The organism is Prochlorococcus marinus XMU1406 (assembly GCF_017696055.1).
GTDB classification, from domain to species: Bacteria; Cyanobacteriota; Cyanobacteriia; order PCC-6307; family Cyanobiaceae; genus Prochlorococcus_A; species Prochlorococcus_A marinus_W.
In genome coordinates this window covers 296855-312690 of record NZ_JAAORG010000003.1, presented here as the reverse complement: position 1 = coordinate 312690, position 15836 = coordinate 296855, and the positions used below count along the sequence as shown (strand labels likewise).

Below are 15836 nucleotides of genomic sequence, written 5' to 3'. Positions count from 1 at the left end.
AAATGAGTACTGCTAAATTAGATGATTCGACGCAAAGACCACTTTATGGTGAGAGAATTATTAAAGAATCAAAAATAATTTGTTTCGATAATCCAAATAAGAAAAGAATTTATGAAATTTCTATCCAGCTACCTGAATTCACATGTAAGTGCCCCTTTTCTGGTTATCCAGATTTTGCAAAGCTAAATATTATTTATCAACCTAATTTGAGAGTCTATGAGTTGAAGTCTTTAAAGCTTTATATAAATAATTTTAGAGATATAAAAATATCACATGAGGAAGTTGTTAATAGAATTATGGATGATTTAGTGAATGAAGGCTCACCTCACTGGATACATTTAAATGCTGCATTTAACCCTAGAGGGAATGTTTCTATGCAGTTAGATATTTTTAGTGGACAGAAAAAAAATTAAAAATTTTTTATTTCTTCTGATAATTTAAAAAATTCTTTTTTAAAACCAACTAGATTTTTATTGCTAAGACCTCCAATGGATAACTTTTGTGATTCTTTATTTACAAGAATCCATAATTGGTTAGTTGGTATAAGACTAATCATTGTTCCAAAAATTATTAAAATAAAAGAGGAGTAAATAAATGGTATTGAAGGATCATTTTTAATTATTAACCCACTGCTGGGTATTATTTTTTTTAGAGATACTTTTGAAGAGTTAACTTCTAAGGGTTTGTCGTTGATATAAAGACTATCAGCTGAAAAATTTTCTACATTTGAAATTTTGAGTGGACCATTTTCATTATCTATTGTTAAAAGGAAATTTTTTTTAGTCTCTGCTCCTAATTCAACTAAAACTCCCCAAACTTGATTGCCTATCTCGGGAATTTCCCTTAATCGTAATTGATAAAGGATATTATCTATTTCTAAAACAACATCTGATATTGCCCAATCAGCTTGATAAATAGTTAATCCTTTAAACCTAATTGGGTGATTAACTTTGGCGGTTTTTATTTCATTTAAGTTTAGATCTTCAGAAGAAAAATTTAACTTTGAAATAAACTGTTTGGGTATACCATCACTTTCTCGTTCTATAGAAAAATCTACTAATTTTACATTGGCTTTTGAGTTTGTACTCTCATTAACAAGATCCAAACTTTCTCCAGGTAGTAAATATTGTTCTTTTGATTGTTTTGTAAAACTTCCATATGCTGATCCTATAAGTAAAACTATTAATCCGATATGTACAACTAAAGGACCGATTTTTCCAATTAAACCCCTTCTTGCAGAAATATGACTTTTGAATTTGTAGGTTTTCCATCCCCTTTTTTTAAGTAATAAATCTACTTTTGATATATGGTCTCCATCTTGATTGATTGAGTGACTTGAAGTTAATTGCAGTTTGCTAAATTTTTGTTCGCTCTTGTATTCAATCCATTTTAATGAAGCTTTTAATGAAGGGATTTGCCTCCTGAAACTACAAGCTGCTAGGGAAATGCAAAGGAGAATTAATGTAAATAAAAACCAAAAGCTTGTATATATATGATCCAATTGAAGTTTTAAGACTTTTTCTCCATCTAAAAATCCAAAAATGGGAGCACTATCGAAATTATCAATATAAAATTTATTTCTACTACCTTGAGGTATAAAAGTACCTATTCCACTTGTAATAGCTATGAAGATTATCAGTGATATGGCGAATCTTAAACTTGATATTTTTAAAATTAGATTCTTAAAAATAATCATTTAAATCCAATTTGAAAATAAATTTAATAATCCTAGTGCAACTAAAAATATCCCACTCAAAGTGGGAATTATTTGACTAAATTTTCTAAGCTCTAAAAATTTTTTTAAATTTTCTGCCGTGGCTCCCGCAATGATTAATGGAGTAACTTGGCCTATCCCAAAGAAAAATAAAAAAATAATCGAGATTATCGGGTTTTTAGCTTGCGATACCCAAGCCAGAAGAGTTGCTAAAACTGGAGTGATGCAAGGTGAAGAGGCTAGTCCAAAAGTGGTTCCTATTGTGAAAGGTGCTATGAGGGGTGGTATTTTGTCTTCTATTATTTTTAGATCAGGTCCATTCGGAAACTGAAACTTTAGAATTCCTAGTAAATTTAAACCCATTACTATTGCTATTAGAGCAACAAATGAAGTGTAATAAGATGGAATTTGTCCGTATATTTTGCCTAAGAATCCACTCGCAGCACCAAGGGCAACAAGCGAAAAAACGACTCCTCCTGAAAAACTAATAAGCTTAAATTTATTTTTCTCTGTTCCTCCTACATAAGCAATTGTGACTGGAAGTAATGATAATGAACATGGCCCAAGACTTGTTAACAGTCCTGCGCTGAAAACCAAAAAGATAGTAAATGGACCAGGACTATTAAGACCACTCTGCATAAGCAGATTACCCTTTTGAGATAATTCGGAGATAACTAAATTAAATGATTCGATAGCTTGAATTAAATCCTCTAAATTCTAACTAATTAAGAGTCTTTCGTGTACTAATCATACCTATAAATCCAGTTGATTCTAATGAACATCTAAGTAACATCCCTGCAATAAAAAAAGACGCGATTAGTGAATTGCCACCATAACTAATGAAGGGTAGTGGTAAGCCTGTTGTAGGCATTGAACCTGTTGCTACAGCGATATGCATTATTGATTGACCTATTAACAATACACCACATCCTATAGCAACTAATTTTGTATAGTTGTTCCTGCACTTAAGACTAATTCTTAAGCTTATATAAGAGAATACTGCTAAAAATCCTAAGAATAAAGTACACCCCAACAAACCAAATTCTTCCGCAAAAATGGCAAAAATAAAATCTGTATACATGAACGGTAGATATTGTAATTTTTGAATAGACAGCCCAAAACCTTGGCCAAATAGACCACCTGAACCTATAGCTAATAAACTCTGAACCAATTGAAATCCACTTTCCTGTTGATCTTTCCAAGGATTAATGAATGAAGTAATTCTAAGTTTTTGATATTCGTTATTAAGGATACTAATACATCCAGTGATCAATCCTAATGAAGCAAATGACCAAAGAGAACTAGATTTAACGCCTCCACATAAACCCATTACCCAAAACAAAATTCCAGTTAATGATGCAGTACTTAAATTAGGCTGCTTAAGTATTAATAAAATTAATAAACCAAAGGAAAATATTGAAATTAATTTTTTATCATTCTTTATCAGATTCCAATGAGCAAAAAGGTTAGAAGCTTCAAGAATTAGAAAAGGCTTTATTAATTCAGATGGTTGTAAACGTAAATTCCCTAGTACTAACCATCTTGAAGAGCCATTGACTGTAATTCCAGTAATATTGGTTAGAAAAATCAAAAAAAATAAAAAATAAAAAATAATTCTTGAAAACTTTAAAAGATTTCTAATGTTGGTATTAAGAACGAAATAAAACAGACCAATCCCTGGAATTGTCCAAATAATTTGTTTTTTTAAGAAATAAGCCCAATTTCCCATTTCTCTACTAGCCACCCACCAACTTGACGATCCTAGAATGGATATTCCTAATATTGACCAAACTCCAACGAGGATAACGAGGATTTTTGCCTCATAAGGCCATATTGTCCAAGGCAAAGGAAAAATAGATTCTGTTAAATTGCTTAAATTTTTTTTGTAATTAGAGCTAAAGGGTTTTTTTCTTTTAGAAATTTTTTTATATTTTATTTTTTCTTGACTTATCTCCAATTTTTTTAAATGTATATGTACCATTGAGACGTTTAATTGAGATTTTGCCAAGTCTTTTATTAACTTTTTAAAGTGTATACGTAATTAAAAAGAGGATTTTTCATAAATTTTATTCTTGAAGAATAAAGTTAAAAATGCTCTATAGATTCATAATAAATCTTAAGAATTAATTTTTTATAGAAAAAAACTAGCTAAAAGGTACCTCTCCGTGATAGATTCCGTGAGTTTATATACTTACTTCAAACACTAAGAGGGGGTTTCTAAACTATGTTCACATCAGTGGACTCAAATAGAAAAAAACTTGAGCATCCTTGTAATGAGAATGTTCAATTTCCTCAATCCCTGAATAATTCGATCATCAAAGAAAGTAAATCTGGCATTGCCAATCAAATAGAGCATTTGCTTTCTATAAATGATGAATACACAAAATTGCAATTAACAATTTTTGGAATTACTTTTATTGTTTCTATTTTATTAGCATCAATAACTGGAATTTTTCTAGGCTTCACTTTTGGTTTTAGTATTTTTATAGGTGCAATTGCCGGCATTTTTTACCTACGTTTGCTTGCCAAAAGTATAGGGAAACTTGGTAAAGAATCATCAGGTGTATCAAAATTGCAACTATTAGTTCCAGTTTGCCTCTTTATTTTTGCGAGCAAGCTAGGATCTTTGGATATTTTTCCTGCGATGATAGGTTTTTTTATTTATAAGCCTTCACTCATTTTTTATTTTTCACGTTCTTAAGTAAATTTTTTTATTCAAAACAAATGTTTTTTAATTCCTTGCTAACAAATTTTGCAGCATTAGAAGTTGGTCAACATCTTTATTGGCAAATTGGAAATATCAGACTTCATGGGCAGGTATTTTTAACATCTTGGATTTTATTAGGAGCTTTATTAGTTTTTATTTCTTTAGGAACTAAAAAAATGGAAAATGATCCTAAAGGCCTTCAAAACTTGCTTGAGTTTCTCTGGGATTACATAAGAGATCTTGCTAGGACTCAAATAGGTGAAAAAGTATATAGAGATTGGATGCCATTTATAGGTACTTTATTTTTATTCGTCTTTGTTAGTAATTGGGGAGGAGCTTTAATTCCTTGGAGATTGATTAAGTTACCAAGTGGAGAATTAGGAGCACCTACTGCAGATATCAATACAACTATAGCCTTGGCTTTATTGGTTTCACTTTCTTATTTCTATGCAGGGTTAAGCAATAAGGGTTGGAGATATTTCGAATATTATGTTCACCCAACTCCTATTATGCTTCCTTTCAAAATTCTAGAGGACTTTACGAAACCTTTATCACTCTCTTTCAGGCTATTTGGAAATATTTTGGCTGATGAACTTGTTGTTGGTGTTTTAGTATTCTTAGTTCCACTAATTCTGCCAATACCTGTTATGTTCCTAGGATTATTTACTAGTGCAATTCAGGCATTGATTTTCGCAACTTTAGCGGCCTACTACATTGGAGAAGCTGTTGAAGAACATCATTAGCTTTCTTCTTATACATTCAGACGCTTTTACAAAGGGTCTGTAATCTGGCAAAATATCTAATCGCGTAGGTCTGAAAATATCAGACCCATTCTTAAAATAAAGGATGTCCAAGCGTGTATGACAACAAAGATTATCACAAGTATTAAGCTCTTTATTTCAAAATTATGGATTCGATTACTTCCGCTGCATCAGTTGTAGCTGCTGGCTTAGCAGTTGGTCTAGGTGCTATTGGCCCAGGTCTTGGACAAGGTAACGCAGCTCAAGGTGCTGTTGAGGGTATTGCCCGTCAACCAGAAGCTGAAGGTAAAATCAGAGGAACTCTTCTTTTATCTTTCGCTTTCATGGAGTCATTAACAATTTACGGATTAGTTGTGGCTTTGGTACTACTTTTTGCGAATCCTTTTTCCTAAAAGTTAATATTGCTTCTAATCCTTATTAGCAATATTTAAATTTAATTTTTTAACTTCAACTTAATCATATGTTGGCCTTTAATTTTTTTGGTACTACGGAAGGTGGATTATTTGATATAAATGCCACTTTGCCTCTAATGGCGATACAAGTAGTTGCGCTTACTTACATATTAAATTCTCTCTTTTTTAAGCCTGTAGGCAATGTTGTAGAAAAAAGAGAAAAGTTTGTAAGTAATAATATTATTGAGGCCAAAAATAAACTTTCTGAGGTTAAAAAATTAGAAGCTGATTTATTAACTCAGCTTCAAAGTGCTCGTTCAGAAGCTCAAAGAATTGTGGGCGAAGCGGAGAATGAGTCTGACAAGCTTTATAAAGAAGCACTAGAACTTGCCAACAATGAAGCAAATGCTTCAAAAGAAAAAGCAAGACTAGAAATTGAAAGTCAGACATCTGCTGCTCGTGATCAACTTTCTAAACAGGCTGATGATTTAAGCGAACTTATTGTTAATAGACTGATTCTAGAAAAATGAATTTAACTCTCTTAGCTACAGAAGGTTTTGGATTAAATTTCGATTTATTCGAAACAAATATCCTTAATTGGGCTGTAGTGGTTTTTGGCCTTTATAAATTTTTGCCTGGTTTCCTAGGTAAAATGCTTCAAAAAAGAAGAGAAGGAATTCTTCTTGAATTAAAAGATGCCGAAGATCGACTTCTTAATGCAACACAAGCTTTAGAGAAGGCAAAGAAAGACTTATCTTTAGCAGAAGAAAAAGCTTCTCAAATAAAAGCAGATTCTCTCAAAAGATCTGAATCAATCAGAATGGAAAGTGAGAAAAAAGCAATCGAAGAGATGGCACGAATTAAACAAAGTGCAATTTCTGATGAGAGCTCTGAAGCATCCAGAGCAATTTCTCAACTTCGAAAAGAAGCTGTTGAATTAGCAATTAAAAAAGCTTTAGATTCCCTACCAAATCGACTTGATAAAACAACACAAGAAAATTTGGTCACTCAATCAATTAACAATATTGAGGTGAACTAATGCCACTTTTAAATTCAGTTACTACACCATATGCCGAGGCATTACTTCAAGTTGTGAATGAAAATTCGCAAACTGAAGAGATTGTTTCTGAGGTTAAACAACTTTTAGAATTATTAAATGATTCCCCTGAATTGGAGAAGGCACTTTCCTCTCCTGTTTTAGAGACAGATGCTAAGAAGAAAATCATTATTGAAATTTTTTCAAATAAGGTAAATTCTTCTTTACTGAATTTCTTGAAATTATTGGCCGATAGGCAAAGAATTGGAATTCTTACTTCTATTCTTGAAAGGTTTTTAGAGATTTATCGAGAAAATAGTAATATTGCTTTGGCAACTGTTACTTCAGCAGTCGAGCTTACTGATGAACAGAAAGGTTTAATTACCCAAAAGATCATCAATATAGCAGGAACTGAAAAATTAGAACTTGTAACTAAAATTGACCCATCTCTTATTGGTGGTTTCGTCGCCAGTGTAGGATCAAAAGTAATTGATGCTTCCCTTGCTTCTCAAATTAGAAAACTTGGTTTGTCACTTTCCAAGTAACTTTTAAATCAACCTTAAATTCTTAAATCCATGGTATCTATACGCCCTGATGAAATCAGTTCAATCTTAAAACAACAAATAACTGATTATGACCAATCTGTAAGTGTTAGCAATGTAGGAACTGTTCTGCAAATCGGTGATGGCATTGCAAGAATATATGGCTTGGATCAGGTCATGGCTGGTGAATTATTGGAATTTGAGGATGGTACCGAAGGTATAGCATTGAACCTTGAAGATGATAATGTTGGTGCTGTTTTAATGGGTGAGGCACTTGGCGTCCAAGAAGGAAGTAACGTTAAGTCAACAGGTAAAATCGCATCTGTCCCAGTTGGCGAGGCAATGCAGGGGAGAGTTGTTAACCCTTTAGGTCAACCAATAGATGGGAAAGGGGAAATTCCGACTAGTGATACTAGATTGATCGAAGAAATGGCTCCTGGAATAATCAAGAGAAGATCAGTACATGAACCAATGCAAACAGGTATCACATCTATTGATGCAATGATTCCTGTGGGAAGAGGTCAAAGAGAATTAATTATTGGTGATAGACAAACTGGAAAATCTGCTATTGCTATTGATACAATAATCAACCAAAAAGGTCAAGACGTAGTTTGTGTTTATGTGGCTATTGGTCAAAAGTCAGCATCTGTAGCAAATGTGGTTGAGGTTTTAAGAGAAAAAGGAGCTCTTGATTACACTATTGTTGTTAGTGCAGGTGCCTCTGAAGCCGCAGCCCTACAATACTTAGCACCTTATACTGGTGCTGCAATTGCTGAGCACTTTATGTACCAAGGCAAAGCAACACTAGTTATTTATGATGATTTAACAAAACAAGCTCAGGCTTATAGACAAATGTCTCTCCTTTTGAGAAGACCACCAGGAAGAGAAGCTTATCCTGGAGATGTTTTTTATTGTCATAGCAGATTACTTGAAAGGGCAGCAAAATTATCTGATGATATGGGCGGAGGTTCAATGACAGCTCTTCCAATCATTGAAACTCAGGCAGGTGACGTTTCTGCTTATATCCCCACTAATGTTATTTCAATTACAGATGGACAAATATTCTTGAGTGCAGATTTATTTAACTCAGGATTAAGACCAGCTATTAATGTTGGTATTTCTGTTAGCCGTGTTGGAGGAGCTGCTCAAACAAAGGCAATTAAGAAAATTGCTGGAACTCTTAAATTAGAATTAGCTCAATTTGATGAATTAGCAGCATTCTCTCAATTCGCTTCTGATCTTGATGAGGCTACTCAACAACAACTTGAAAGAGGGAAAAGATTAAGAGAGTTACTAAAACAAGCACAATTCTCACCGTTAAATCTTGCTGAACAAGTTGCTGTTGTTTATGCAGGTGTTAAGGGTCTTATTGATGAAGTTCCAGTGGAAGATGTAACTAAATTTGCTGCTGAACTAAGAGAATATCTTAAGTTAAACAAAGCAGAATTTATTGAGGAGATTCTTAAAGAGAAGAAATTGAATGATGGCTTAGAAGCAACACTCAAAGAGGTGATTAATGAAGTTAAATCTTCAATGCTTTCCACAGTTTAAATTTATTTAAGGGAATACCATGGCAAATCTTAAAGAAATTAGAGATCGAATAGTTTCTGTTAAAAATACACGAAAAATAACAGAAGCTATGAGATTAGTCGCAGCTGCAAAAGTTAGGAGGGCACAAGATCAAGTTCTTAAGAGTAGGCCTTTTGCAGATAAACTTGCTCGGGTTTTAGAAAATATTCAATCTAGAGTTCAGTTTGAAGCTGTAGATTCTCCTCTTCTATCAAAAAGAGATGTAAAAACAATTTCTTTGGTATGCATAACTGCTGATAGAGGATTATGTGGAGGATACAATACCAACATAATCAAGAAGGTGGAAATTAGGTATGCAGAGTTGATTAAACAAGGTTATGAACCAAATTTGATCTTAGTTGGTAAAAAGGCAATAGGTTATTTCCAAAATAGGAAAGATAGATACACAATTAAAAGCACATTTAAAGAGCTGGAACAGGTACCAACTGCGACAGATTCTGAGGGGATAACTAGTGAAGTATTAGCTGAATTTCTTTCAGAAAATTCTGATAGGGTGGAAATTATTTACACGAAATTCATCACTCTAGTTAGCTGCGCCCCTGTTGTTCAAACACTACTGCCACTGGACCCTCAAGGTATTGCAGATGAAAATGACGAAATTTTTAGGTTGACTACAAAAGATAGTAAATTACTAGTTGAAAAATCAAATATTAAAAAAAGTGATTCAGAGAAGTTACCATCAGATATTGTTTTTGAACAAAGTCCTGATCAATTATTAGATTCGTTATTACCATTATATTTACAGAATCAGGTACTAAGAGCTCTTCAAGAGTCGGCAGCTTCAGAACTCGCTTGCAGGATGACTGCTATGAATAATGCAAGTGATAATGCTAAAGAATTAGCAAGTACTTTGAATCTAACCTATAACAAAGCTAGACAAGCAGCTATTACACAAGAAATATTAGAAGTTGTAGGAGGTTCAGCAGTTTAGCAATAAGATTTAGGATATGCCTGAATACAATATCAAAGTTCAATTTGAGAAAAAGACTTTTAGTTTTTTATGTTCTGAGGATCAAGATATTATTTCAGCGGCAAAAATGAATGGAATAGATTTACCAAGTAGTTGTTGTTCAGGAGTTTGTACAGATTGTGCATCTATGATATTGGAAGGATCTGTAGATCAAGAAGATGCTATGGGATTAAATGATGATTTGAGGGAAAAGGGCTTTGCACTTTTGTGTGTGGCATATCCTAAGTCAGATTTGAATATCGTTATTGGTAAAGAAGTTGAAGATGATTTATATAATGATCAATTTGGTAAATATCAAAAATGAAATTAAGTTCAGTTGATTTTTATTTAGATTGGCCAGACTCAATTAAATTAATCAATTTAAGGGAATTTATCATTGTAAATTTAGAAAGAAAAGGTGATGTAATTCGATGGTCAATTGTTGATATTCAAAATTCTATTGACTCATTTGGCACAAAAAAAATTACAATTAAAGCGGTCTTAGCTAATTAAAGAATATAGATTGAAATATTTTTATTTATGGAAATTTCACCAACAATATTCATTGTCCCAACTGGTATTGGTTGTGAAGTAGGAGGTTTTGCTGGGGATGCACTTCCTACCGCTAAATTATTAGCATCAGCAAGTGGATGTTTAATTACTCATCCAAATGTTATGAATGGTGGTTCTCTTTCTGAAAAAGATAAAAATATTTTTTATGTTGAGGGTTATAGTTTAGACCGACTTGCTAAAGGAGAAATCGCTCTAAAAAGGGTAAAGCAACAGAAAATTGGGATAATTTTTGATTCAGCCATTAAAAGTGAAATATTAGTGAGACATTTACAAGTTGCTGATGCATGTGTTTCTACTTTAGGGATTAATGTTCATTCTTATGTGGTTACAACAAAGCCATTAAATGTAGTACTTGATTCTGATTCGTCAAAAATGAGTGGTGGCACAATTGAAAATCCTGATATTCTAATTGATGCTGGAAAATGTTTAATAGAAAAAGGAGTTACGGCCATAGCAATTGTGGCAAAATTTCCAGATGATTCAGATTCTCTAGAAACAAATATTTATCGAGAAGGAAAAGGGGTTGACCCTATTTCTGGAGTTGAAGCGGTTATAAGTCATCTGATTAGCAAATTCTTAAAAGTCCCCTGTGCTCACGCACCAGCATTAGATCCAATTGAGTTGAATGAAAATTTAGATCCTCGCGCTGCTGCAGAAGAAATTGGATATACCTTTTTACCATCTGTATTGATTGGTTTGAGCAATGCGCCCGATATTGTAGAGTTGCCTGCTAAACATGAATTAATCTCACTACACCCTGATCAGATTGAATCTATTGTTGTTCCTAATGGGGCACTAGGTGGAGAAGCAGTATTAGCAGGTATTGAAAAAAATTTAAATATAATCTCTGTAAAAAATCAAAATACATTAAAAGTGACAAATGAGTTTTATGATTATCCCAATCTTTTTGAAGTGGATAATTATCTAGAAGCTGCAGGCATAATTCTTGCTATCAAAAAAGGTATCAATCTTGATTCAGTTAAACGGCCTTTAAAAAAAATCCAACAGTGTTTTTATGGTGATTAATAAGATATTGCTATGGGAACTCTCCAGTCACTTCCTAATGATTGGCTACTCAGTTTTAGGATTGGAGGAGCCTGCTTTCTTTTGAATTCCGCTTTTTTAATGAGTGAGATAATTTTTAAAATTAAATCTTTTTTATAACCATCTTCTTCTAGCTGTATTAAATCTTTTTTCTCTTCAATAATTCCTTTAAGAATATTATCTAAAATAGAATAAGGCGGGAGAGAATCAGTATCTAATTGATCAGGACCTAATTCGGCACTTGGAGCTTTCGTGCGGATATTTTCTCCAATTATATTTGCATTAGTATCTAACATATATGACTTTCTATGATTTATTGATTCTTCACTATCAAGCCAATTGCATAATTTAAAAACATTAGTTTTATATAAATCCCCAATTACCGATAATCCCCCATTCATATCACCATAAAGTGTGCAATATCCTACAGCTAGCTCTGATTTATTTCCTGTTGAAAGTAATAAATGCTTTTCTTGATTTGCCAAAGCCATCAGAAGAGTTCCTCTGATCCTTGATTGAATATTTTGATTTGTTATTTCGGCCATCTCGAAAGATATGGTTTTTATAAAAGATTCTTCAAAAGAATTCATTAGGTTTTCAATTGGTATGCTATTGAAATTTATTTTTAATCTCCTTGCTAAATCTTTTGCATCACTTTTTGAATGGGATGAACTCCATTTGGAGGGCATTGAGACGCAATAAATATTATTGCTGCCAAGAGCAGCTGTCGCAATTGCTGAAACTAGTGCTGAATCAATGCCACCACTTAGTCCAATTAAAGCTGTTTTAAAACCGCATTTTTGAGCATAATCCCTAACCCCAAGGACTAATGCATCAAAAATTGATGATATTTCAGATTGTTCAAATTCTTTTTTCTCGGGTATTGTTTGCTTAATATGCCAACTTGAGAGGTCTTCTGAAAAAGATTTCAATTGCTTAATTTTAGATCCATTCTTATCAAGAATAAAACTATTTCCATCAAAAATTAAATTATCATTTGCACCAATCTGGTTTACATATATAAGCGGTACTTGAAGATATTTAGCAGCAAAACTGGAAACTTTGGATCTTAGCTCTAACTTTTTGAAGGTATATGGGGAGGCCGATAGATTCACTAAGATATCAACTTTTTTTTTCTTTAAATCAGAAATAGGATTTTCTTTATGAATTCCTCTACCCTCTATATTTTTGTTGACCCATAAATCCTCACATATAGTAAAGCCAATTCGCCAAGTTTTATTATGTATTTCTTTTGTTAATACAGAAACTTTTTCCTCTGATCTAAAGTATCTTTTTTCATCAAATACTTCATATGTGGGAAGAATAATTTTTCGAGCAATTATTTTCCACTCACCGCGCTCAAGCAATGCAATAGAATTATAAAGATTTGGGAAAAAAGAATCATTTATTATCTCAGCTATCCCGACTGTAATACTCAAGTTTCCATATTTTTTATTAATAACTAAAGCTAATTGGTCAAGAATTTGATATTGATTTCTGATTAAATTATTTTTTAGAAGTAAGTCATTTGCTGGATATCCCCATAATGACAATTCTGGAGTAAGAACTAAATCAGCAGAATTTGAGCTAGCTTTCGAAGCAGCATTAAGAATTTTTTTTGCATTACCCTCTAAATCTCCAACAATCGGATTAATTTGAGCAAGTAAAAACTTCATTCAACTAATTTGTGGATTCATATAAATTATTCTTTTTAACAAAATCTATTAAAGACGGTGGTAAATTAGAATAATTAAAATTTAATCTGAACTTAGAACTTGAAATGTTTGGGATTTTTATGGATGAAATCTTAAATTTCACATTATAAGTTTCTAACATCTTAAGAGTATTTGATTCAACAGGATAACCCTCTCTTAAAATTATAAAAAAACTTACCTCTTTAATAATTTTTTCAAAATTTTTCCAGCAGAAAATATCTTGCATTAAATCACTCCCAATAACGAAATCTAAATTATCAATTTCGTAAATTTTTTTACATTTTTTAATCGACTCTACTGCCCATTTGCTAGTGATACTTTGATTAAATAATATTTTATAATCATCTAAATCTTCAATAAGAGTTTTTAATAATTGGCTACGGATTGAGATATCCTCTTTATGCTTTTTTTTCGGATTGTTACTTACATAACAAATGGTATGAGCATATATTTTGGATAATTCTTCTAATATTTTCTCATGTCCAATGGTAGGTGGATCTGCACTGGTACCAAATAATGCAATGCTTTTTTCCATTTAAGTTTCAAGGCAGAATGCTAACAAAATTATTATTAAAATTTCTATTTGAAAAATAAATATTTATATGGTTAAAAATCTCTGAGTCATTAAAATTCATATTCTGGATCATAACAGCAGGCTCTATAAAAGAAGCTTTGCTTCTTATAAATATCTCTTTTGCTGCTAATTTCCCAAGTATTTTTGTTGAATATACCGCGATTGCTGCTTGAGTAATTGCTATGGGTCCATAGGGTAATAATGAAAGCCCGTTAGTAAAAGGTGCTGTTAATAGAATTACTTTCTTAATTAGGTTGAAAGAGGTATTGACGCCGACTTGAGTGACTCCCAAATATAAATTATTAATGGATATATTTTTAAATATTTTTCTTGTAGATTCACCTTTCAACTTTAAGCCATAAATCTTACTTAATTCGTTAATCAATGCATTATCTAGTGCGAAACTACCAGCAATATCAAAAAAAATAAAAGGATTAAGAGCTACTGCGGATGCCTTTATAGTCGAAAATTTACCGATAGTTGATTGAGCTAATTTCTGCCTTCTTTTCAATCTTTGTTCTTTTAATCGAAGAAAAAATTTGTCAGCTAATTGAATAGAATTTAGTGTTAATAGTATCTCACCATATTGATTGATTAATTTTGCTATGTAATTTTTAAGATTGTTTCCATTATTAATAATTATTGGAATATTTAAATCTTTTGGAAGCTTAAACTTTATATTTTCAATTATTTCTTTTAATTCATTTTTATTAAATAGATCGATTTTGTTTAAAATTAAAATAATTTTTTTCCCATCTTTTATAAAAGAGTTGATTTCGTTTAACTCATTTCTGTTTAAATCTCCCGAAACTATAAAAAGAATAAGATCTGAATGATTTATGTAAGAGTAAACTTTATCTGGAGATTTAATATTGCAGAAATCAAATCCTGGAGAATCTAGCAACTCTAAACTATTGAGTGTTTGATTTTTAAGATTACAAATTTCCGATTGTATTTCTTTTGTGGTCCCATTAATAATATCTGTTTTGAATATGTCTTTTTTTAATAAAGAATTCAAAACAGAGGATTTTCCTACACCTGATTTACCATATGCGCCAATTCTTATTTTTTTTTCTTTGAGCCTTAAAAGTTGTTGATTAAAAGAAATTATTTCTCTATTAAAAAAACTTTTTTCATAATTGGTAAGATCAATAGTCTCCCACCATTTTTTTAAAAGAAAATAATTTTCTTTAATTTTAAATTGTTTCATAATTTATTCTTCCACCAACCAGCTAATACAGATAACACAGCTTCTGCACCAATAATTCCCACGAATCCCCCGAATTCATCTACTACTACTTTCACTCCTTTATGATCCTTGTCAAATTTAGTTAATAATTGATCTGCTTTAATCATTTCGGGAATGTAGTCCACAGGTTCGCAAATTTCTGATAATAATTTTTTATTTTGCCCATTAATTAACTCTTCCAACATTTTTTCACGCTTAACTACCCCTTGTATTTTGTCAACTTTATCTCCCAAAATAACCCACCATGGAGAGCTGTCAGACATTATAAGCTTTGAAATTTCATCAATATTTGAAGACCCATCAAGACAAGGTGCCGATACCCTAGGGGTCATTAAGTCTTTTGCTTTTAAGTCATTTAATTGAAAAACCTTAAATATCATTGCTGCCTCATCAGCCTCTATTAAACCTTTTTGACTTCCAATTTTTGCCATTTGTCTAATTTCTTCTTCATCAGTTGAAATTTCGTTTTCTGCTGTAATAACAGGAAATATCTGTTCAATTAATATTAAGAATGGCCTCATTAAAGTATTTAATATTCGCAAGATAGGAACAGATAATAGTGCTATTTGAATTGAAAATCTTGTTCCAAGAGCTTTTGGTAGTACTTCTCCTACTAAAACAACTAGTATGTAAAAAGCTATTGAAAAAAGGGTTAAACCAAAACTGCTATTAATTACCAATGCACCGTATACTCCTAAAATAAGACTGCCAATTATATTAAATCCATTATTTGTAATAGTAATTACAGTTAGCGTCCTTCCAAGATGTTTCCTGAGTTTTAGAAGTTGATTTGCAGAACTTTTTGGCTTTTGTCTAGAGGCAATTTCTAAAATTCTAATTGAATTTACGGCTAAAAAAGCTGCTTCTACTCCCGAACAACATGCTGATCCAATTAAAATAATTATTATTAGTAAAAATAAACCGTAAACACTTGGTTCCATTAAAGTAGATTAGGTACTAAATCTGTTTTAATTCATTCTTCCATTTTTT

Annotated in this window: 19 protein-coding genes; 12 read left to right on the top strand and 7 right to left on the bottom strand. The window is 31.9% G+C overall.

What is annotated here, in order from left to right:
• The first annotated feature begins 2 nt into the window (after window positions 1–2).
• On the top strand, window positions 3–413 hold the full coding sequence (gene queF / locus HA149_RS08150) for a preQ(1) synthase (protein ID WP_209114718.1): 411 nt from the start codon (window positions 3–5) through the stop codon (window positions 411–413).
• Here the strand turns inward: queF and HA149_RS08145 are convergent.
• From HA149_RS08145 to HA149_RS08135, 3 genes are all read right to left on the bottom strand, one after another.
• On the bottom strand, window positions 410–1696 hold the full coding sequence (locus HA149_RS08145; RefSeq protein ID WP_209114716.1) for a cytochrome c biogenesis protein ResB: 1287 nt from the start codon (window positions 1694–1696) through the stop codon (window positions 410–412). The two genes, queF and HA149_RS08145, sit on opposite strands and share 4 nt — an antisense overlap.
• Window positions 1697–2353, bottom strand: coding sequence for a cytochrome c biogenesis protein CcdA (locus HA149_RS08140; RefSeq protein ID WP_209114714.1), 657 nt, complete (start codon window positions 2351–2353; stop codon window positions 1697–1699).
• An 82-nt stretch (window positions 2354–2435) separates the two neighbouring features.
• Window positions 2436–3671, bottom strand: a complete 1236-nt coding sequence (locus HA149_RS08135) for an FtsW/RodA/SpoVE family cell cycle protein (RefSeq protein ID WP_209115358.1) — start codon at window positions 3669–3671, stop codon at window positions 2436–2438.
• Window positions 3672–3938: 267 nt separating this feature from the next.
• Between HA149_RS08135 and HA149_RS08130 the strand changes: the two genes are divergently transcribed.
• The 11 genes from HA149_RS08130 (at window position 3939) to HA149_RS08080 (ending at window position 11290) form a co-directional block, all read left to right on the top strand.
• Window positions 3939–4415: a hypothetical protein gene (locus HA149_RS08130; protein ID WP_209114712.1), complete on the top strand. Its 477-nt coding sequence runs from the start codon at window positions 3939–3941 to the stop codon at window positions 4413–4415.
• Window positions 4416–4438: 23 nt separating this feature from the next.
• A complete protein-coding gene (gene atpB, locus HA149_RS08125) occupies window positions 4439–5164 on the top strand; it encodes a F0F1 ATP synthase subunit A (RefSeq protein WP_011863567.1) in 726 nt (241 codons plus the stop codon).
• Window positions 5165–5328: 164 nt separating this feature from the next.
• Window positions 5329–5574 carry an ATP synthase F0 subunit C gene (gene atpE, locus HA149_RS08120; protein ID WP_002805169.1) on the top strand — a complete coding sequence of 82 codons (246 nt, stop codon included), beginning with the start codon at window positions 5329–5331 and terminating at the stop codon, window positions 5572–5574.
• Between the two features lie 68 nt (window positions 5575–5642).
• Window positions 5643–6104, top strand: a complete 462-nt coding sequence (locus HA149_RS08115; protein ID WP_209114710.1) for a F0F1 ATP synthase subunit B' — start codon at window positions 5643–5645, stop codon at window positions 6102–6104.
• Window positions 6101–6613 (top strand): F0F1 ATP synthase subunit B, encoded by a 513-nt coding sequence (locus HA149_RS08110; RefSeq protein WP_209091502.1) that lies wholly within the window; start codon window positions 6101–6103, stop codon window positions 6611–6613. The genes HA149_RS08115 and HA149_RS08110 overlap by 4 nt, the downstream gene beginning before the upstream one ends.
• Window positions 6613–7155, top strand: a complete 543-nt coding sequence (gene atpH, locus HA149_RS08105; RefSeq protein ID WP_209091500.1) for an ATP synthase F1 subunit delta — start codon at window positions 6613–6615, stop codon at window positions 7153–7155. Before HA149_RS08110 ends, atpH begins: the two co-directional genes overlap by 1 nt.
• Window positions 7156–7185: 30 nt before the next feature.
• On the top strand, window positions 7186–8703 hold the full coding sequence (gene atpA, locus HA149_RS08100) for a F0F1 ATP synthase subunit alpha (protein WP_209043553.1): 1518 nt from the start codon (window positions 7186–7188) through the stop codon (window positions 8701–8703).
• A gap of 19 nt (window positions 8704–8722) precedes the next feature.
• Window positions 8723–9673 (top strand): F0F1 ATP synthase subunit gamma, encoded by a 951-nt coding sequence (locus tag HA149_RS08095; RefSeq protein WP_209114708.1) that lies wholly within the window; start codon window positions 8723–8725, stop codon window positions 9671–9673.
• Between the two features lie 16 nt (window positions 9674–9689).
• Window positions 9690–10016, top strand: coding sequence for a 2Fe-2S iron-sulfur cluster-binding protein (locus HA149_RS08090; protein WP_209114705.1), 327 nt, complete (start codon window positions 9690–9692; stop codon window positions 10014–10016).
• Window positions 10013–10204 (top strand): hypothetical protein, encoded by a 192-nt coding sequence (locus HA149_RS08085; RefSeq protein WP_209114703.1) that lies wholly within the window; start codon window positions 10013–10015, stop codon window positions 10202–10204. The genes HA149_RS08090 and HA149_RS08085 overlap by 4 nt, the downstream gene beginning before the upstream one ends.
• A gap of 27 nt (window positions 10205–10231) precedes the next feature.
• On the top strand, window positions 10232–11290 hold the full coding sequence (locus HA149_RS08080; protein ID WP_209114701.1) for a DUF3326 domain-containing protein: 1059 nt from the start codon (window positions 10232–10234) through the stop codon (window positions 11288–11290).
• Here HA149_RS08080 and HA149_RS08075 read toward each other — a convergent pair.
• The 4 genes from HA149_RS08075 to HA149_RS08060 are packed head-to-tail and all read right to left on the bottom strand — an operon-like array spanning window position 11287 to window position 15787.
• Entirely contained in the window at window positions 11287–12984 is a 1698-nt protein-coding gene (locus HA149_RS08075; protein ID WP_209114699.1) for an NAD+ synthase, read from the bottom strand. The genes HA149_RS08080 and HA149_RS08075 overlap by 4 nt on opposite strands.
• Window positions 12985–12988: 4 nt before the next feature.
• Window positions 12989–13558: a nicotinate-nucleotide adenylyltransferase gene (locus HA149_RS08070; protein ID WP_209114697.1), complete on the bottom strand. Its 570-nt coding sequence runs from the start codon at window positions 13556–13558 to the stop codon at window positions 12989–12991.
• A 7-nt stretch (window positions 13559–13565) separates the two neighbouring features.
• Window positions 13566–14807 carry a GTP-binding protein gene (locus HA149_RS08065; RefSeq protein ID WP_209114695.1) on the bottom strand — a complete coding sequence of 414 codons (1242 nt, stop codon included), beginning with the start codon at window positions 14805–14807 and terminating at the stop codon, window positions 13566–13568.
• Complete coding sequence (locus HA149_RS08060) at window positions 14804–15787, bottom strand: CNNM domain-containing protein (protein WP_209114693.1); 984 nt, start codon at window positions 15785–15787, stop codon at window positions 14804–14806. Before HA149_RS08060 ends, HA149_RS08065 begins: the two co-directional genes overlap by 4 nt.
• Window positions 15788–15836: the final 49 nt, after the last annotated feature.